The organism is Rhodovulum strictum (genome assembly GCF_009649175.1).
Classification (GTDB): domain Bacteria; phylum Pseudomonadota; class Alphaproteobacteria; order Rhodobacterales; family Rhodobacteraceae; genus Rhodovulum; species Rhodovulum strictum.
Map to the genome: position 1 here is coordinate 20,627 of NZ_WJPO01000016.1, position 14,144 is coordinate 34,770.

The 14,144-nt window shown below is 67.3% G+C and carries 12 protein-coding genes; 7 read left to right on the plus strand and 5 right to left on the minus strand.

From position 1 onward, the window contains the following. Window positions 1-31 precede the first annotated feature (31 nt). The 3 genes from urtC to urtE are packed head-to-tail and all read left to right on the plus strand — an operon-like array spanning window position 32 to window position 2,700. Complete coding sequence (gene urtC, locus GH815_RS10960; RefSeq protein ID WP_153748820.1) at window positions 32-1,264, plus strand: urea ABC transporter permease subunit UrtC; 1,233 nt, start codon at window positions 32-34, stop codon at window positions 1,262-1,264. Then, window positions 1,261-2,001 (plus strand): urea ABC transporter ATP-binding protein UrtD, encoded by a 741-nt coding sequence (gene urtD / locus GH815_RS10965; protein ID WP_153748821.1) that lies wholly within the window; start codon window positions 1,261-1,263, stop codon window positions 1,999-2,001. Before urtC ends, urtD begins: the two co-directional genes overlap by 4 nt. A gap of 3 nt (window positions 2,002-2,004) precedes the next feature. Beyond that, window positions 2,005-2,700, plus strand: coding sequence for an urea ABC transporter ATP-binding subunit UrtE (urtE, locus tag GH815_RS10970; RefSeq protein WP_153748822.1), 696 nt, complete (start codon window positions 2,005-2,007; stop codon window positions 2,698-2,700). Between the two features lie 18 nt (window positions 2,701-2,718). On the opposite strand, the gene GH815_RS10975 is transcribed toward urtE, so the two are convergent. Then, window positions 2,719-5,928, minus strand: coding sequence for an efflux RND transporter permease subunit (locus GH815_RS10975; RefSeq protein WP_153748823.1), 3,210 nt, complete (start codon window positions 5,926-5,928; stop codon window positions 2,719-2,721). Further along, window positions 5,921-6,898 (minus strand): efflux RND transporter periplasmic adaptor subunit, encoded by a 978-nt coding sequence (locus tag GH815_RS10980; protein ID WP_153748824.1) that lies wholly within the window; start codon window positions 6,896-6,898, stop codon window positions 5,921-5,923. Before GH815_RS10980 ends, GH815_RS10975 begins: the two co-directional genes overlap by 8 nt. 340 nt (window positions 6,899-7,238) lie before the next feature. Here GH815_RS10980 and GH815_RS10985 point away from each other — a divergent pair, with 340 nt between their 5' ends. From GH815_RS10985 to GH815_RS10995, 3 genes are read left to right on the plus strand one after another with little or no spacing between them, the layout of a single operon-like run. After that, window positions 7,239-7,622 carry a hypothetical protein gene (locus GH815_RS10985; protein ID WP_153748825.1) on the plus strand — a complete coding sequence of 128 codons (384 nt, stop codon included), beginning with the start codon at window positions 7,239-7,241 and terminating at the stop codon, window positions 7,620-7,622. Between the two features lie 41 nt (window positions 7,623-7,663). Further along, window positions 7,664-8,635, plus strand: coding sequence for a deoxyribose-phosphate aldolase (deoC, locus tag GH815_RS10990; RefSeq protein ID WP_153748826.1), 972 nt, complete (start codon window positions 7,664-7,666; stop codon window positions 8,633-8,635). A gap of 4 nt (window positions 8,636-8,639) precedes the next feature. Next, window positions 8,640-10,913 carry an aldehyde dehydrogenase family protein gene (locus GH815_RS10995; protein WP_153748827.1) on the plus strand — a complete coding sequence of 758 codons (2,274 nt, stop codon included), beginning with the start codon at window positions 8,640-8,642 and terminating at the stop codon, window positions 10,911-10,913. Between the two features lie 3 nt (window positions 10,914-10,916). Here GH815_RS10995 and GH815_RS11000 read toward each other — a convergent pair whose 3' ends face one another. Both GH815_RS11000 and GH815_RS11005 read right to left on the minus strand, forming a co-directional pair. Then, the gene (locus GH815_RS11000; RefSeq protein ID WP_153748828.1) at window positions 10,917-11,528 is read right to left on the minus strand and encodes a DUF1523 family protein; all 612 of its coding nucleotides are present in this window, start codon (window positions 11,526-11,528) and stop codon (window positions 10,917-10,919) included. 7 nt (window positions 11,529-11,535) lie between these two features. Beyond that, complete coding sequence (locus GH815_RS11005) at window positions 11,536-11,802, minus strand: hypothetical protein (RefSeq protein ID WP_153748829.1); 267 nt, start codon at window positions 11,800-11,802, stop codon at window positions 11,536-11,538. A 141-nt stretch (window positions 11,803-11,943) separates the two neighbouring features. On the opposite strand from GH815_RS11005, the gene GH815_RS11010 reads away from it, so the two are divergent. After that, entirely contained in the window at window positions 11,944-13,224 is a 1,281-nt protein-coding gene (locus tag GH815_RS11010) for an acetylornithine deacetylase/succinyl-diaminopimelate desuccinylase family protein (protein WP_153748884.1), read from the plus strand. Window positions 13,225-13,319: 95 nt separating this feature from the next. Here GH815_RS11010 and GH815_RS11015 read toward each other — a convergent pair whose 3' ends face one another. Then, window positions 13,320-14,129 carry an SDR family NAD(P)-dependent oxidoreductase gene (locus GH815_RS11015; protein WP_153748830.1) on the minus strand — a complete coding sequence of 270 codons (810 nt, stop codon included), beginning with the start codon at window positions 14,127-14,129 and terminating at the stop codon, window positions 13,320-13,322. Window positions 14,130-14,144 lie beyond the last annotated feature (15 nt).

Sequence of the window (14,144 nt, forward strand, 5' to 3'; positions counted from 1 at the left end):
CAAATCCCGACCGCGCAAGAGGAGCCGCCGCATGAGACAGAGCTTCATCGCGAAGAACCCCTCGGTGCTGATCTTCCTGGCCTGTCTGGGGCTGTTCACCCTCGTCGTCTCGGTCCTGAGCGAAGGCATGGGGATCGGGCTGATCTCGACCAGTTTCGTCAAGACGCTGGGCAAGACGCTGTGCCTGTGCCTTGTCGCCATCGCGATGGATCTGGCCTGGGGCTATGCGGGCATCCTGTCGCTGGGCCATTTCGCCTTTTTCGGGCTGGGCGGCTACATGATCGGCATGTGGCTGATGTATGCGCGCACCGAAGGCATCGTCGCCGCCTCGCTGGCCAATGCCGAGATCCCGCCCACCCCGGACGAGCTGCGCAGCGCCATTGCGACGCAGATCTTCGGCGTCGTGGGCAGTTCCGACTTTCCGGCGATCTGGGTCTTTGCCCATTCGCTGCCGCTGCAACTGGCGCTTGTGGTGCTGGTGCCGGGTCTTCTTGCGCTGATCTTCGGCTGGCTTGCGTTCCGCTCGCGCGTGACAGGCGTCTACCTTTCGATCCTGACCCAGGCGATGACGCTGGCGCTGGCGCTTTACCTGTTCCAGAATGACAGCGGCCTGCGCGGCAATAACGGGCTTTCGGGATTGCAGAACATCCCCGGCGCCGAAGCGGTGCCGCAATCGGTGATCTCGGTCTGGTTCCTCTGGGGCTCGGCCGCGGCCCTTGGGCTGGGCTATGTGATCGCGGCCTTCGTGGTGTCGGGCAAGTTCGGCAGCGTGATCCGCGGCATCCGCGACGACGAGGCACGGGTGCGGTTCCTGGGCTATTCGGTCGAAGGCTACAAGCTGTTCGTCTTTACCCTGACGGCCGTGATCGCGGGGATTGCGGGCGCGCTTTACTATCCGCAGGCGGGCATCATCAATCCCAAGGAAATCGCGCCCATCGCCTCGATCTATCTGGCGGTCTGGGTCGCCATCGGCGGGCGCGGGCGGCTTTACGGGGCGGTGATCGGGGCGGCGCTGGTGTCGCTTCTGTCCACATGGTTCACCGGAGGGCGGGTGCCCGATCTGCCGCTGGGCTTCTACACGGTCAGTTGGGTGGACTGGTGGCAGGTGCTGCTGGGCCTGAGTTTCGTGCTGGTCACGCTGTTCGCGCCCAAGGGGATCGGCGGGCTGTTCGACCTGCTCACGGGGCGACGCGCCCCTGACCGCCATGGCGCCGATCTGGGCCCCGGTCCCGGTGCCCTGCGCGAGAAGGAGGCCGAGCAATGAGCACGCTTCTGGAAGTGTCCGGCGTCTCGGTCAGTTTCGACGGGTTCAAGGCGATCAACAACCTCTCGTTCGAGATCGGCCCGGCCGAGCTGCGCGCAATCATCGGGCCGAACGGGGCGGGCAAGACGACCTTCATGGATATCGTCACCGGCAAGACAAGGCCCGACGAAGGCGATGTGCTGTGGGGCGAAATGAGCCGCTCGCTGCTGAAGATGAACGAAAGCCAGATCGCGCAGGCAGGCATCGGGCGCAAGTTCCAGCGCCCCACCGTGTTCGAGGACCAGTCGGTATTCGAGAACCTGCTGATGGCGCTGAGGAAGGACCGCGCGCCGTGGAAGGTGCTGTTCTATCGCGAGACGGCGGAAGACCGGGCGCGGGTGGGCGAACTGGCCGAGGAAATCGGGCTGGCCGATCAGTTGCCGCGCAAGGCGGGCGAGTTGAGCCATGGCCAGAAGCAATGGCTGGAAATCGGCATGTTGCTGGCGCAGGAACCGCGGCTGTTGCTGGTCGACGAACCCGCCGCAGGCATGACGCTGGCCGAGCGCGAGCATACCACCGACCTGTTGAAACAGGCCGCGAAAACGCGGGCGGTGATCGTGGTGGAACATGACATGGAATTCGTGCGCCGCCTCGATTGCCGGGTGACGGTGCTGCACGAGGGATCGGTTCTGGCCGAGGGGAGCCTGGATTTCGTGACGAAGAACCAGCAGGTGATTGATGTCTATCTGGGGCGCTGAGACATGCTGAAGACCCAAGGGCTGACGCTGCATTACGGCGGCTCGCAGATCCTTTACGGGATCGACCTCGAGGCGCTGGCGGGCGAGGTGACCTGTGTCATGGGCACCAATGGGGTGGGCAAGACCAGCCTGCTCAAGGCGATCTCGGGCACGCATCTGCGCTCGGGCGGGACGATGGAACTGGACGGCCAGCCGGTGGGTCGGGTGACGGCACAGGCCATGGCGCATCTGGGCGTGGGCTATGTGCCGCAGGGGCGGATGATCTTTCCGTTGATGACCGTGCGCGAGAACCTGGAAACCGGCTTTGCCTGCCTGCCGCGGGCCGAACGCTTCGTACCCGACGAGATCTACGACCTGTTCCCGGTGCTGAAGGATATGGCGAACCGGCGCGGCGGCGATCTGTCGGGCGGCCAGCAGCAGCAGCTTGCCATCGCGCGGGCGATGATCACCAAGCCGAAGCTGCTGTTGCTGGACGAGCCGACCGAGGGCATCCAGCCCAACATCATCCAGCAGATCGGCCGGGTGATCGAATATCTGCGCGATCAGGGCCGCATGGCGATCATTCTGGTCGAACAGTATTTCGAGTTCGCCTATGCGCTGGCCGACCGCTTCTATGTGATGGAACGCGGCGCTGTCACCGTCGCGGGCAGCAAGGCAGAGCTGCCCAAGGAACGGCTGGTGGCGGCGGTCTCGGTCTGAGGCCCGCCGCCGACCGGGTCAGGTTCGGAAGATGCGGTAGATCGCGGGGATCACCAGCACCGTCAGCGCGGTAGAGGACGCCAGACCGAACAGGAGCGACAGCGCGAGCCCCTGGAAGATCGGGTCGGCCAGGATCACCGAGGCCCCGATCATCGCGGCGAGCGCGGTCAGCAGGATCGGCTTGAACCGCGTCGCCCCGGCCTCGACCAGCGTTTCGATCGTGACCGGCCCGCCGGAATGGCGGATGAAATCGACCAGCAGGATCGAGTTGCGCACGATGATGCCGGCAAGCGCAATGAAGCCGATCATCGAGGTAGCCGAGAACGGCGCCGAGAACAGCCAATGCCCAAGCATGATCCCGAGAAAGGTCAGCGGCACCGGCGTCAGCACCACCAGCGGCAGCTTGAACGAGCCGAACTGCGCCACGACAAGGATGTAGATCCCCACCAGCGCCACGCCAAAGGCCGCCCCCATGTCGCGGAAGGTGACATAGGTTACTTCCCATTCGCCATCCCACAGAAGCACCGGCTCGTCCTCGGACAGCGGCTGGCCATACAGACTGATCGCGGGTTTCGGCAGATCGCCCCAGTCGATTTCATCCAGCCGCTGCTGCACCGCGAGCATGCCGTAAAGCGGCGCCTCGAACTCGCCTGCGAGTTCCGCGGTGACCATCTCGGCATAGCGGCCATTATGGCGGAAGATCGGGTGCGAGGCGCGTTCCTCGGACAGCCGCACCACATCGCCCAGTTCCACCACGCCCCGCCCGCCGGGCAGCGCATTGGCGGGCACGGGCGTTGCCAGCGCGCGTTCGTCCATCACCCGGCCCGCGCGGTCGCGACCGACCACGATGGGGATCGGCACCCGGCCCTCGCCGCGATGCGAATAGCCCACCACCGTATCGCCATGCAGCAGGCGCAGGGTTTCCAGCGCGTCGGCCTCCTGCACGTTGAAGAAGGCCAGATCGGCGGGGTCAAGCTCCGCCCGGATGCGGCGCGGCGGGGTGCCGAAGCTGTCATCGACATCGACGATGAAGGGGATTTCCTCGAAGACCTCGCGCACCCTGGTCGCGACCGCGCGGCGGGTTTCGCCATCGGGGCCATAGATCTCGGCCAGCAGCGTCGCGATCACCGGCGGGCCGGGGGGCGGTTCGACCACCTTGAGAACCGTGCCCTCGGGCAGGTCCAGCGCCGCAAGCCGCGTGCGCAGGTCCAGCGCGATGTCATGGCTGGTGCGGCTGCGGTCATCCTTGCCTGCAAGGTTGAGTTGCACATCGCCCAGATGCGGGCTCTGGCGCAGGAAGTAGTGGCGCACCAGCCCGTTGAAGTTGAAGGGCTGCGCCGTGCCCGCATAGGTCTGCACGCTCAGCGTTTCGGGCAGGTCCAGCGCCACTTGCGCCACAGCCTGCGCCACGGCATCCGTCGCCTCGACCGAGGCGCCTTCGGGCAGGTCGATCACCACGGCCAGTTCCGGCTTGTTGTCGAAGGGCAGCAGCTTGACGGTGACATCCTTGGTGTAGAGCGCGCCCATCGAGCCGAAGGAGACCACCACGACCGCCAGCAGGAAGACAAGGCTGATGGATTTCCGCGCAAGGATCGGGCGCACGGTGGCGGCATAGATCCGGCCCAGACGGCCACCCGGATGGCCCTCGCCGTCATGGTCATGCAGCGGCGCGCGGCCCGCGATCTTCAGCATAAGCCAAGGCGTGATCATCACCGCCACGAAGAACGAGAAGATCATCGCCGCCGAGGCCACCGCCGGGATCGGGCTCATGTAGGGGCCCATCAGCCCCGAGACGAACAGCATCGGCAACAGCGCCACGACCACGGTCAGCGTGGCGACGATAGTCGGATTGCCGACCTCGGCCACGGCCTCGATGGCGGATTGAAGACGGCTTTTGCCCTTTTCCTGCATCGCCCAGTGGCGCGCGATGTTCTCGATCACCACGATGGCGTCGTCGACCAGGATGCCGATGGAAAAGATCAGCGCGAACAGCGACACGCGGTTCAGCGTGTAGCCCATGATATGGGCGGCAAACAGCGTCAGCAGGATCGTGACCGGGATCACGATGGCCACCACGATCGCCTCGCGCCAGCCGATCGCAAAGAAGACCAGCGCCACGATGGAAACCGTGGCGAGGCCAAGGTGGAACAGAAGCTCGTTGGCCTTTTCGCTGGCGGTTTCGCCATAGTCGCGGGTGATCTCGACCGTGACGGAATCGGGGATCAGCCCGCCTTCCATCTCGTGCAGGCGGTGCAGGATTTCCTCGGCCACCACCACGGCGTTTGCGCCCGCGCGCTTGGCCAGCGCCAGCGTCACGGCCGGGCGGCGGGTGATCTCGCCCGTCGCGTCCCGGCTCAGCGTGGCAACGTGATGCTCGTCGAGATCCTGGGCCAGACCTACACGCGCCACGTCACGCACATAGACGGTGCGCCCGTCGCGCGCGGTCAGTTCCAGATTGCCGATTTCCTCGGGCGTGGACAGCGTGCGGCCGATCACCAGCCCAAGCTGGTCGCCCCCCGCACGCACCATCCCCGCAGGCGCCGCGGCATTGGCCCCCTGCACCTTACCGGCAAGCTGTTGCAGCGTGATGCCGTAAAGCGCCAGCTTTTCGGGGTCGGGCGAAACGCGCAACGCCTCGTCGGTGGCGCCGACCAGATAGGTCAGGCCGACATTCGCGACCTTGGCCAGTTCCACCTCGACCTCGCGGGCGATGCGGGTCAGATCCGCCGGGGTGATCGCATCCTGCCCGGCAACCGGCGAGAAGGTCAGCGAGACGATGGCCACATCGTTGATCCCGCGCCCCACCACCAGCGGTTCGGGGATGCCGACCGGGATGCGGTCGAGATTGGCCAGTATCTTGTCGCGCACCCGCAGGATCGCGGTATCCTGGCTCAGGCCCACCTCGAAGCGGGCGGTGACCATCACCTGATCGTCGCGGGTTTCGGAATAGACATGCTCGACCTTGTCGATCCCCTTGACGATGGTCTCAAGCGGTTCGGTCACCAGCTTGACGGCATCCGCCGCCTTCAACCCGTCGGCGCGGACATGGATATCCACCAGCGGCACCGAGATCTGCGGCTCTTCCTCGCGCGGGAGGGCCATCAGCGCGATCAGCCCCACGGCAAGCGCCGCCAGCAGCAGAAGCGGCGTCAGCGGCGAGGCGATGAAGCTGCGGGTCAGATGGCCCGCTATGCCCAGACGGTGAGGGGTCTGGGGTGCGTCACTCATGGCCGGTCACCACGGTCTCGCCAGGGACAAGCCCGGTCAGGATCTCGCGCCATTCGGCGCCGTCATGGGTCACGATCTCGCCCGGAACGACAGCCCGGCGCACCGGCCCTGCCGGCCCTGCCACGGTCACGAAATCCAGCCCGCCGGAACGGCTGACCGCCTCGGGCGGGACCAGAAGTGCCGCGCGCGTGCCCACCGGCAGGCGCACCGGCACGCGGCGGCCGACGAAGCGGCCATCAAGCCCCTCGACCTCGACATCGGCGATCACGCGGCCGCCCTCGATCTGGGGATAAATCTTGGCCAGCCGCCCGGTCTGTCCGTCAAGCCCCACGCCCGCGCCCAGCGCGATCGCATCGCCCTCGGCCAGGTCGGTCGCATGGCGTTCGGGCACGGCAAGGCGCAGGAACACCCCGCCGCCGCCGATTGCGGCCACCGTCTCGCCCGGCGCGATCACCGAACCCAGCGATTGCGGCACCGACAGCACCACGCCCGCATCGGGCGACAGAACGGCGCCTTCGGCCACCTGCTGCTCGATCACCCGGCGCTCGGCCTCGGCGGTGCCGATCTGGCCCTGCAACACGTCGACCTGGGTGCGTAACTGGTCCAGCCGCTGCTGGGTGATGACGCCCCGCTCGCGCAGCGCCTCGCCCCGTTCCAGATCGGTCGTCGCGGTCTGAAACTGGGTTCGCAGCGCAGTCAGTTGCGCGTCGATGGCGCGCAGCTGAAAGCTCAGCTTGTCATCCTCGATCCGCGCAATCTCCTGGCCCGCCTCGACCCGGTCGCCCTCGGTCACCTTCAGTTCGACCAGCGTGCCGCCGATCCGCGCGCGGGCAGGCACCCGGTCGCGGGTTTCGACCTGACCATGGACGGCCTTCCATTCGGTGATCTCGACCGGCTGAAGCACCAGTTCGGTCGCCGCGACCGGCAGGGCCGCAACAAGCATCAGTATGGATAGAAGCGTTCTCGTCATCCTGGTCCGTCCTTTCGGGGACTTGCGGTCACATCCGGGCATCGGATATTACATGCATATTTTTGAATATATGGACCAGCGCACGCCGCGCTGCAAGGCCGAAGTCACGACACGCGCCGCGTGTATCGTCGCAGTCGACCGGATGGCGAAAAGGAAAAGTCGCGCGTTCCCCGGAAAGCCCGTTCACAAATATTACCGAAATCCTTGTCCCAAACCGCCCCGACCCTTATGCTATGGCCATTCGCGGCGTGCCGACTTGGGCGGTGCCGGATCGTGCCGATTGTTGTGTATTGGTTTTCCCGGGGAGCGGTCGCCCGGTCCGTAGGTCAAGATTACGTCCATGAACCAGCCGACAGCCGCCATTCCCCAGCGCGACGGCACCTCGGGCTCCGAGGACGACCCCGATGGGCTGACCGAATTCGCCCTGGAAACGCTGCTGTCCAGCCCCGATGGCTGGCGCCGATTCGCCCGCGATGCCGCCCGGCGCTGGCCCGAGTTGCCGCCGCTGGCCATCGTCTTTGCACTGGTCAATGCCTCGGCCCAGATCGAGGCGATCTTTGCCGAAGGCAGCCCCGCGCGCGTTTCGGCCCAGCATGGGTTTCGCGTGGCCGGGCTGATCTCGGCCGACCTTTACGCAATCGAGATGCTGGGCCTTGACCGGTCGCGGGCCGCCGATCTGCTTGCCTATTGGCGGGCCCATGACGATTATTTCCTGACGCTCTGAGCCACGCCGCCGTGCCTCCGGACGCCCCCCGAACCGAAACCTTGCCCCCCGCAGCACCGCCGCAGCCGAGCCACACGCGCAATCCGGGCCTGCCGCTGGATCCGGGCTGGCTGCGGGCGACGCGGGTCAACCGTCCGGCGGCCGAGCAATATTGCGCCAGCCTGCCCGGCCGTCGGCCGGTGACGGGGGCGCATCGGGCGGCGTGGATGCTGCGGACGGTCGGGCTGATCGACCTGACGACGCTTGCGGGCGATGACACGCCCGGCCGGGTGCAGCGGCTATGTGCCAAGGCGCGCCAGCCGATGCGGGCCGATCTGCTGGCGGCGCTGGGAGTTGTGGGCCTGACCACCGCGGCCGTCTGCGTCTATCACGAGATGATCGCGCCCGCCCTGGCCGCGCTGCGCGGATCGGGCATCCCGGTTGCGGCGGTATCCACGGGGTTTCCGGCCGGGCTTTCGCCCATGGCGACGCGGCTGGCCGAGATCGAGGCATCGGTGGCAGCGGGCGCTGCGGAAATCGACATCGTGATCTCGCGCCGCCATGTGCTGCTGGGCGACTGGGCCGCGCTTTACGACGAGGTGGCCGCCTTTCGCGCCGCCTGCGGACCCGCGCATCTGAAGACGATCCTGGCAACGGGCGAGTTGGGCAGCCTGACCAATGTCGCGCGTGCAAGCCTTGTGTGCATGATGGCGGGGGCGGATTTCATCAAGACCTCGACCGGCAAGGAGCCGGTGAACGCCACCCTGCCTGTCGGCCTGACCATGGTCCGCGCGATCCGCGCCTATCACGCGGCAACCGGCCAGCGGGTCGGTTTCAAGCCCGCGGGCGGGATTTCCACGGCGAAGGAGGCGCTGGTCTGGCTGACGCTCATCAAGGAGGAGTTGGGGGATCGCTGGCTTTCGCCCGACCTGTTCCGCTTTGGCGCCTCGTCGCTGCTGGGCGATATCGAGCGGCAGATCGAACAGCATGTCACGGGGGCCCATTCGGCCGCGTGGCGGCATCCGATGGGGTGATGGGATGGACGTTTCCGACCTGATGCAGACCATGGATTATGGCCCCGCCCCCGAAAACCCGGCCGAGGCGCTGGACTGGCTGGCGGGGCACGGGAACCGCTTTGGCCATTTCATCGCGGGCCGGTTCACCACGCCGCGCGAGGGGGTCGAGGCACGCAACCCCGCCACGGGCGAGGTGCTGGCGATGCTGACCGCCGCAACCGCCGAGGAAGTGGACGAGGCCGTGGCCGCCGCGCGCCGGGCGCAGCCGAAATGGGCGGGGCTGGGCGGCGCTGCGCGGGCGCGGCATCTGCGCGCGCTGGCCCGACTGATCCGCCAGCGCGCCCGCCTGATTTCGGTGCTGGAAACGCTGGACAGCGGCCAGCCGATCCGCGAAAGCCGCGAGATGGGCGTGGCGCTGGCCGAACGGCTCTTCCATCACCATGCGGGGCTGGCGCAGCTTCTGGACAAGGATTGGCCGGGCCATGTGGCACAGGGCGTCAGCGGCCTGATCCTGCCCTCGTCCGCTGCGCTTCTGACGCTGGCATCGCTGGCCGCACCCGCGCTTTCGGCGGGGAACACGCTGGTTCTGAAACCCGCCGAACGAACCTCGCTGGGTGCGCTTCTGTTCGCCGATCTCGTACGCGAGGCGGGGTTGCCCAGGGGGGTCGTCAATGTCGTGAACGGTGGCGCGGCGGTGGGCGAATTGCTCGTGGCCCATCCCGGGATCGACGGGATCGGCTTTGCCGGGACGGCCGGTGTGGGGCGGGCAATCCGGGCGGCAACGGCGGGCAGCGGCAAGGCGCTGGGACTACATCTGGCGTCGAAACCGCCGGTGATCGTCTGCGAGGATGCCGATCTCGACGCGGCGGTCGAGGGCGCGGTCGAGGCGCTGTGCACCCGTGGCCCGGCTGGCGGCGCGGGGGCGCGGCTGATCCTTCAGGAAGGGATCGCCGGGGATTTCCTTGGGCGGCTCAAGGCGCGGATGACCCGGCTGCGGCTGGGCGATCCGCTGGACAAGGGCACCGATATCGGCGCGCTGATCGACGAGGGCCAGCGCGACCATCTGGCGGCGCTGCTGGCCGAAGGGGCGGCCGAGGGCGAGTTGTTCCAACCCGATGGCCCGCTGCCCGAACGCGGGGCGTTCCATCCGCCAACGCTGATCTCGGGGCTGGCCCCGGCGTCGCGGCTGATGCAGGCAGAGGTGTTCGGCCCGGTGCTGGTCTCGACCACCTTCCGCACGCCCGCCGAAGCGGTGCAACTGGCCAATGACAGCCGCCATGGGCAGGTGGCCAGCCTCTGGTCCGAGACGATTGCCACCGCGCTGGAGCTGGCCCCACGGCTCGCGGCCCGGGTGATCCGGGTGAACGGAATGACCATGCCGGATGCGGCCGGGTCCGGGGGGCTGATCGACCATCTGCGGCCCGCGCGCAGGGGCAAGCGGCTGAAACCGCCTGCCCCGCCCCGGCAAGGCGATCCGCTGACGCGGTCCGAACCGCTCTGGATCGGGGGCAAGCGGGTGGCGCCCGGCGGCGGGCAGTCGCGCGCGATCCTTGATCCGCGCGGGCAAAGGATCGGCCAGGTGGGGCTGGCCACGCGCGAGGATGTCGCGGCGGCGGTCGCGGCTGCGCGCAAGGCGCAACCGGGTTGGGCGACACAGGGCGCGCCGGCCCGTGCGCAGATGCTGTTCGCCATCGCCGATACCCTGTCGACGCAGGAAGCCGATTTCGCGGACCTGCTGCGGGAAATGACCGGGGCCCCCAAGGCCGAAGTCGCGGCGGAGGTTGCACTTGGTGTCGAGCGGCTGTTCACCTGGGCCGCCCATGCCGATACGCAGGCGGGCGAGATCGGGCCGGGCCTTGCGATGCCGCTGGGCGTGATCGGCGCGATCTGCCCGGACGAGGCGCCGCTGCTGGGCCTTGTCTCGGTGCTGGCGCCTGCAATCGCAATGGGCAATGCCTGCGTGCTGGTGCCCTCGGACCCCTTCCCGCTGGCGGCTATGGCGTTCTGCCGGGTGCTGGAGAGCGCGGGCCTGCCGGGGGGTGTGGTGAACATGATCACCGGGGCGCATGCCGCGCTGGCCGAACCGCTGGCCGCGCATATGGATGTCGATGCGGTCTGGTGCTTCTCGTCCTCGGACCTGTCGGCCGGGATCGAACGTGCGGCGGCGCGCGACCTGAAACGGACCTGGGTCAATCACGGACGCGCCCGCGACTGGTGGGGCGACGAGGGGGAGGACCGCGCGTTCCTCCGCGCGGCCACCGAAATCAGGACAATCCGGATCCCCCGGGGCGCCTGAGCGTTACCGCCCGCCACCGCCGAACAGGCGGCGCAGGATACCCCCGGCGCGGCTGTCCGGATCGTCGATCAGCGGTTCGATCCGGTTTTCCTTGAAGCGGGCAAACACCGTCCAGAGCCATGCGAAGAACACCCCCAGCGCGGTCAGGAAGGCGATGTTGAACCACGGGATGATGAATTCGTCCGGGCCCTGGGCCGGACGGACGCCGACGGCGTTGGGATAGATCGACAGATATTCGTTGCGCCAGCCGTAATGGGTGACGACGACCCATTGCGGGTTTTCCTTGGTCGAGATCAGATCCCGCGCCATGGCCTGAAGGTTCGAGGTATTGACCTTGAAATAGGGCGGCCAGCCCCAGCCGGTATCCTGGTTGCGATAGACCATCGGCTTGTCGTTGGGGCGGAAGGTCTCGATGAAATGCACGTCGCGATTGGGCACGCCGCTGGCGGTCCCGGGTGGCGTACCTGCCCAGAAGATCGAGTTGTCGCCAAAGTCGATCCGGCGCACCTCGGTATTGGTGATCCGCACGATGTCGTGCTGGGGCAGCGTGTAGTGCAGGAAGGAAAAGACCAGCGCGGCGATCACCGCAAGGAAGGTCCATTTGACGTAAACCATCACAGCCTCACGTGTAATTGACGATGTAGATGATCGTGCAGACCACGATCATCGGAATGACATAGACCCCGAGGATCAGCTTGCGCCGAAGCGAGCGATCATAAAGTGCCAGCCCCTTGCGGACAAAGGCATCACGATCGCCCGTGCCGATCCTTTCGTCCCAGTGCCGCCGCAACTTCCTGCGCCGCTCGGCCCGGGAATAGAGCGAGACGGCGACATACACCACCGTCAGGACGACGAATCCCAGAAGAAGAAAGCGCAGCAGGGCGAACATTTCGGCTCCCTCGGGCCGCGGGATATCGGCTACCTTCACTCGCGTTCCGATATAGGCGCATCGGGGGCGGTTTGCACCCCGACCGGACGCCGCGGCAGGATTGCTGCGGCAATCGGCGCGCGCTAGGCTTTCGCGATGGACATGGACCGATGGCAGGGGCTTGAGGCGGCAATCGCCGCGCGACGCGGCGAACTTGTGGCGCTGACGCAGGATCTGATCCGCATTCCTACACTGAACCCGCCGGGGCGGAACTATCGCGAGATCTGCGAGTTCCTTGCCGCCCGGCTGGCGGCAAAAGGGTTTGGCGTCGAGATGATCCGCGCGGTGGGCGCACCCGCCGACAGCGAGGCGCATCCGCGCTGGAACCTGATCGCCCGGCACGAGGGCGCGGAACCGGGGGAATGCGTGCATTTCAACGGCCATCACGACGTTGTCGAGGTCGGCCATGGCTGGAGCGTCGATCCCTTCGGCGGCGAGGTTCGGGATGGCCGCGTCTATGGCCGCGGCGCCTGCGACATGAAGGGGGGACTCGCCGCCGCCGTGATCGCCGCCGAAGCCTTTGTCGAGACCTGCCCGGATTATCGCGGCGCCATCGAGATCAGCGCCACGGCGGACGAGGAATCGGGGGGCTATGGCGGTGTCGCCTGGCTGGCCGAACGCGGCTGGTTCGATCCCGACCGGGTCCAGCATGTCATCATCCCCGAACCGCTGAACAAGGATCGCATCTGCCTCGGCCATCGCGGCGTCTGGTGGGCCGAGATCGAGACGCAGGGGCGCATCGCCCATGGCTCGATGCCCTTCCTGGGCGATTGCGCGGTGCGCCACATGGGGGCGGTGATCGCCGAGATGGAGGAAACGCTGTTCCCGCTGCTGGCCGGCCGCCGAACCGCGATGCCGGTGGTACCCGAAGGCGCGCGGTCCTCGACGCTGAACATCAACGCGATCCATGGCGGCGAACCGGAACAGGCGGCCGATTACACCGGCCTGCCCGCGCCCTGCGTGCCCGACCGCTGCCGCATCGTGATCGACCGGCGCGTGCTGATCGAGGAGGACATTTCCGAGGTCAAGGCCGAGATCGCCGCGCTGATGGAGCGGGTCAAGGCACGGCGCCCGGGCTTTGCCTACGAGATCCGCGAGCTGTTCGAAGTGGCGCCCACCATGGCCGCGCGCGATGCCCCGGTGGTGACGGCCGTGGCAGCGGCCATCGAGCAGGTTCTGGGCCGGGCACCGGATTTCGTCGTCTCGCCCGGCACCTATGACCAGAAGCATATCGACCGGATCGGGCGGCTGAAGAACTGCATCGCCTATGGGCCGGGGGTGCTGGACCTGGCGCATCAGCCCGACGAATGGGTGGGCATCGACGACATGCTGGACAGCGCGCGGGTGATGGCGCGGGTGCTGGGGATGCTGCTGCTGCGGTAACGGGTGGCGGATGGGTCGCAAGGGGGGCGCTGCCCCCCGTCCTTGCGGACTCCCCCCGGGATATGTGCGGCCAGAAGAAGGAGGGGGGCGGCGCGTCAATGCGCCGGGGCGTTCACCGGGTCGAGCAGGGTGCGCCCGCCATCCACCGTCATGATCTGGCCGGTGATGAACTGCGCCCCGTCCGAGGCAAGGAACTGCACCGCCTCGGCCAGTTCGGCGGGCTTGGCGATGCGGCCGAGCGGGGTATGCATGCGGATGTCGTCGCGATATTCGGCATGATCCTTGAGCACACCCTGAAGGCTGGCCGAGAGCACCGAGCCGAAGGCGACCGCGTTCACCCGGATGCGGTGCGGCGCGAGCGCGACGGCCATCGAGCGCGTGAGTTGGTCGAGGGCGGCGCAACTGACCGAATAGCCCATCAGGTCGGGATGGGTGCGACGGGCCGCGATCGAGGAAATGTTCACGATCGCCCCGGCGCAGCCTTCTTCCAGCCCGTCCTCTTCGGCCTGGCGGATCATCCGCCGGGCAACGCATTGGCTGATCCGCAGGCCGGTCATCAGGTTCTGCTGCAACAGCGTCTCGACCGCATCCTGATCGGGGTCGAGCGGGTCCGAGGCGATCATCTGGCGGCTGGCATTCACCAGGATGTCGATGCGGTCGTAAGCGTCGATGGTGGCCGAGAGCAGGTTCGCGACCGTCAGCCGCTGGCGCAGGTCACCCGCGAAGTAACGCATGCTGCCTTCGGTTTCGGTCTGCTTGCCGCATTCGTCGATCAGCCGGGCCTCGTCGATATCGGCGAACATCACCTTGGCGCCGCGATTGACGAAATGCCGCGCGATGGCAAGGCCGACGCCATTGGCCGCGCCGGTCACGATGGCGGTCTTGCCAGCGATGGAGAAGGTCATGCAGCGGAACTCCTG

What these genes read in the sequence shown, in the direction of transcription:
- GH815_RS10995 (WP_153748827.1), top strand. Translation starts at nt 8,640, where the DNA reads ATGGACGTTTCCGACCTGATGCAGACCATGGATTATGGCCCCGCCCCC.
- GH815_RS11010 (WP_153748884.1), top strand. Translation starts at nt 11,944, where the DNA reads ATGGACCGATGGCAGGGGCTTGAGGCGGCAATCGCCGCGCGACGCGGC.
- GH815_RS11000 (WP_153748828.1), bottom strand. Translation starts at nt 11,528, where the DNA reads ATGGTTTACGTCAAATGGACCTTCCTTGCGGTGATCGCCGCGCTGGTC.
- urtD (WP_153748821.1), top strand. Translation starts at nt 1,261, where the DNA reads ATGAGCACGCTTCTGGAAGTGTCCGGCGTCTCGGTCAGTTTCGACGGG.
- GH815_RS11005 (WP_153748829.1), bottom strand. Translation starts at nt 11,802, where the DNA reads ATGTTCGCCCTGCTGCGCTTTCTTCTTCTGGGATTCGTCGTCCTGACG.
- GH815_RS10980 (WP_153748824.1), bottom strand. Translation starts at nt 6,898, where the DNA reads ATGACGAGAACGCTTCTATCCATACTGATGCTTGTTGCGGCCCTGCCG.
- urtC (WP_153748820.1), top strand. Translation starts at nt 32, where the DNA reads ATGAGACAGAGCTTCATCGCGAAGAACCCCTCGGTGCTGATCTTCCTG.
- GH815_RS10985 (WP_153748825.1), top strand. Translation starts at nt 7,239, where the DNA reads ATGAACCAGCCGACAGCCGCCATTCCCCAGCGCGACGGCACCTCGGGC.
- GH815_RS10975 (WP_153748823.1), bottom strand. Translation starts at nt 5,928, where the DNA reads ATGAGTGACGCACCCCAGACCCCTCACCGTCTGGGCATAGCGGGCCAT.
- urtE (WP_153748822.1), top strand. Translation starts at nt 2,005, where the DNA reads ATGCTGAAGACCCAAGGGCTGACGCTGCATTACGGCGGCTCGCAGATC.
- GH815_RS11015 (WP_153748830.1), bottom strand. Translation starts at nt 14,129, where the DNA reads ATGACCTTCTCCATCGCTGGCAAGACCGCCATCGTGACCGGCGCGGCC.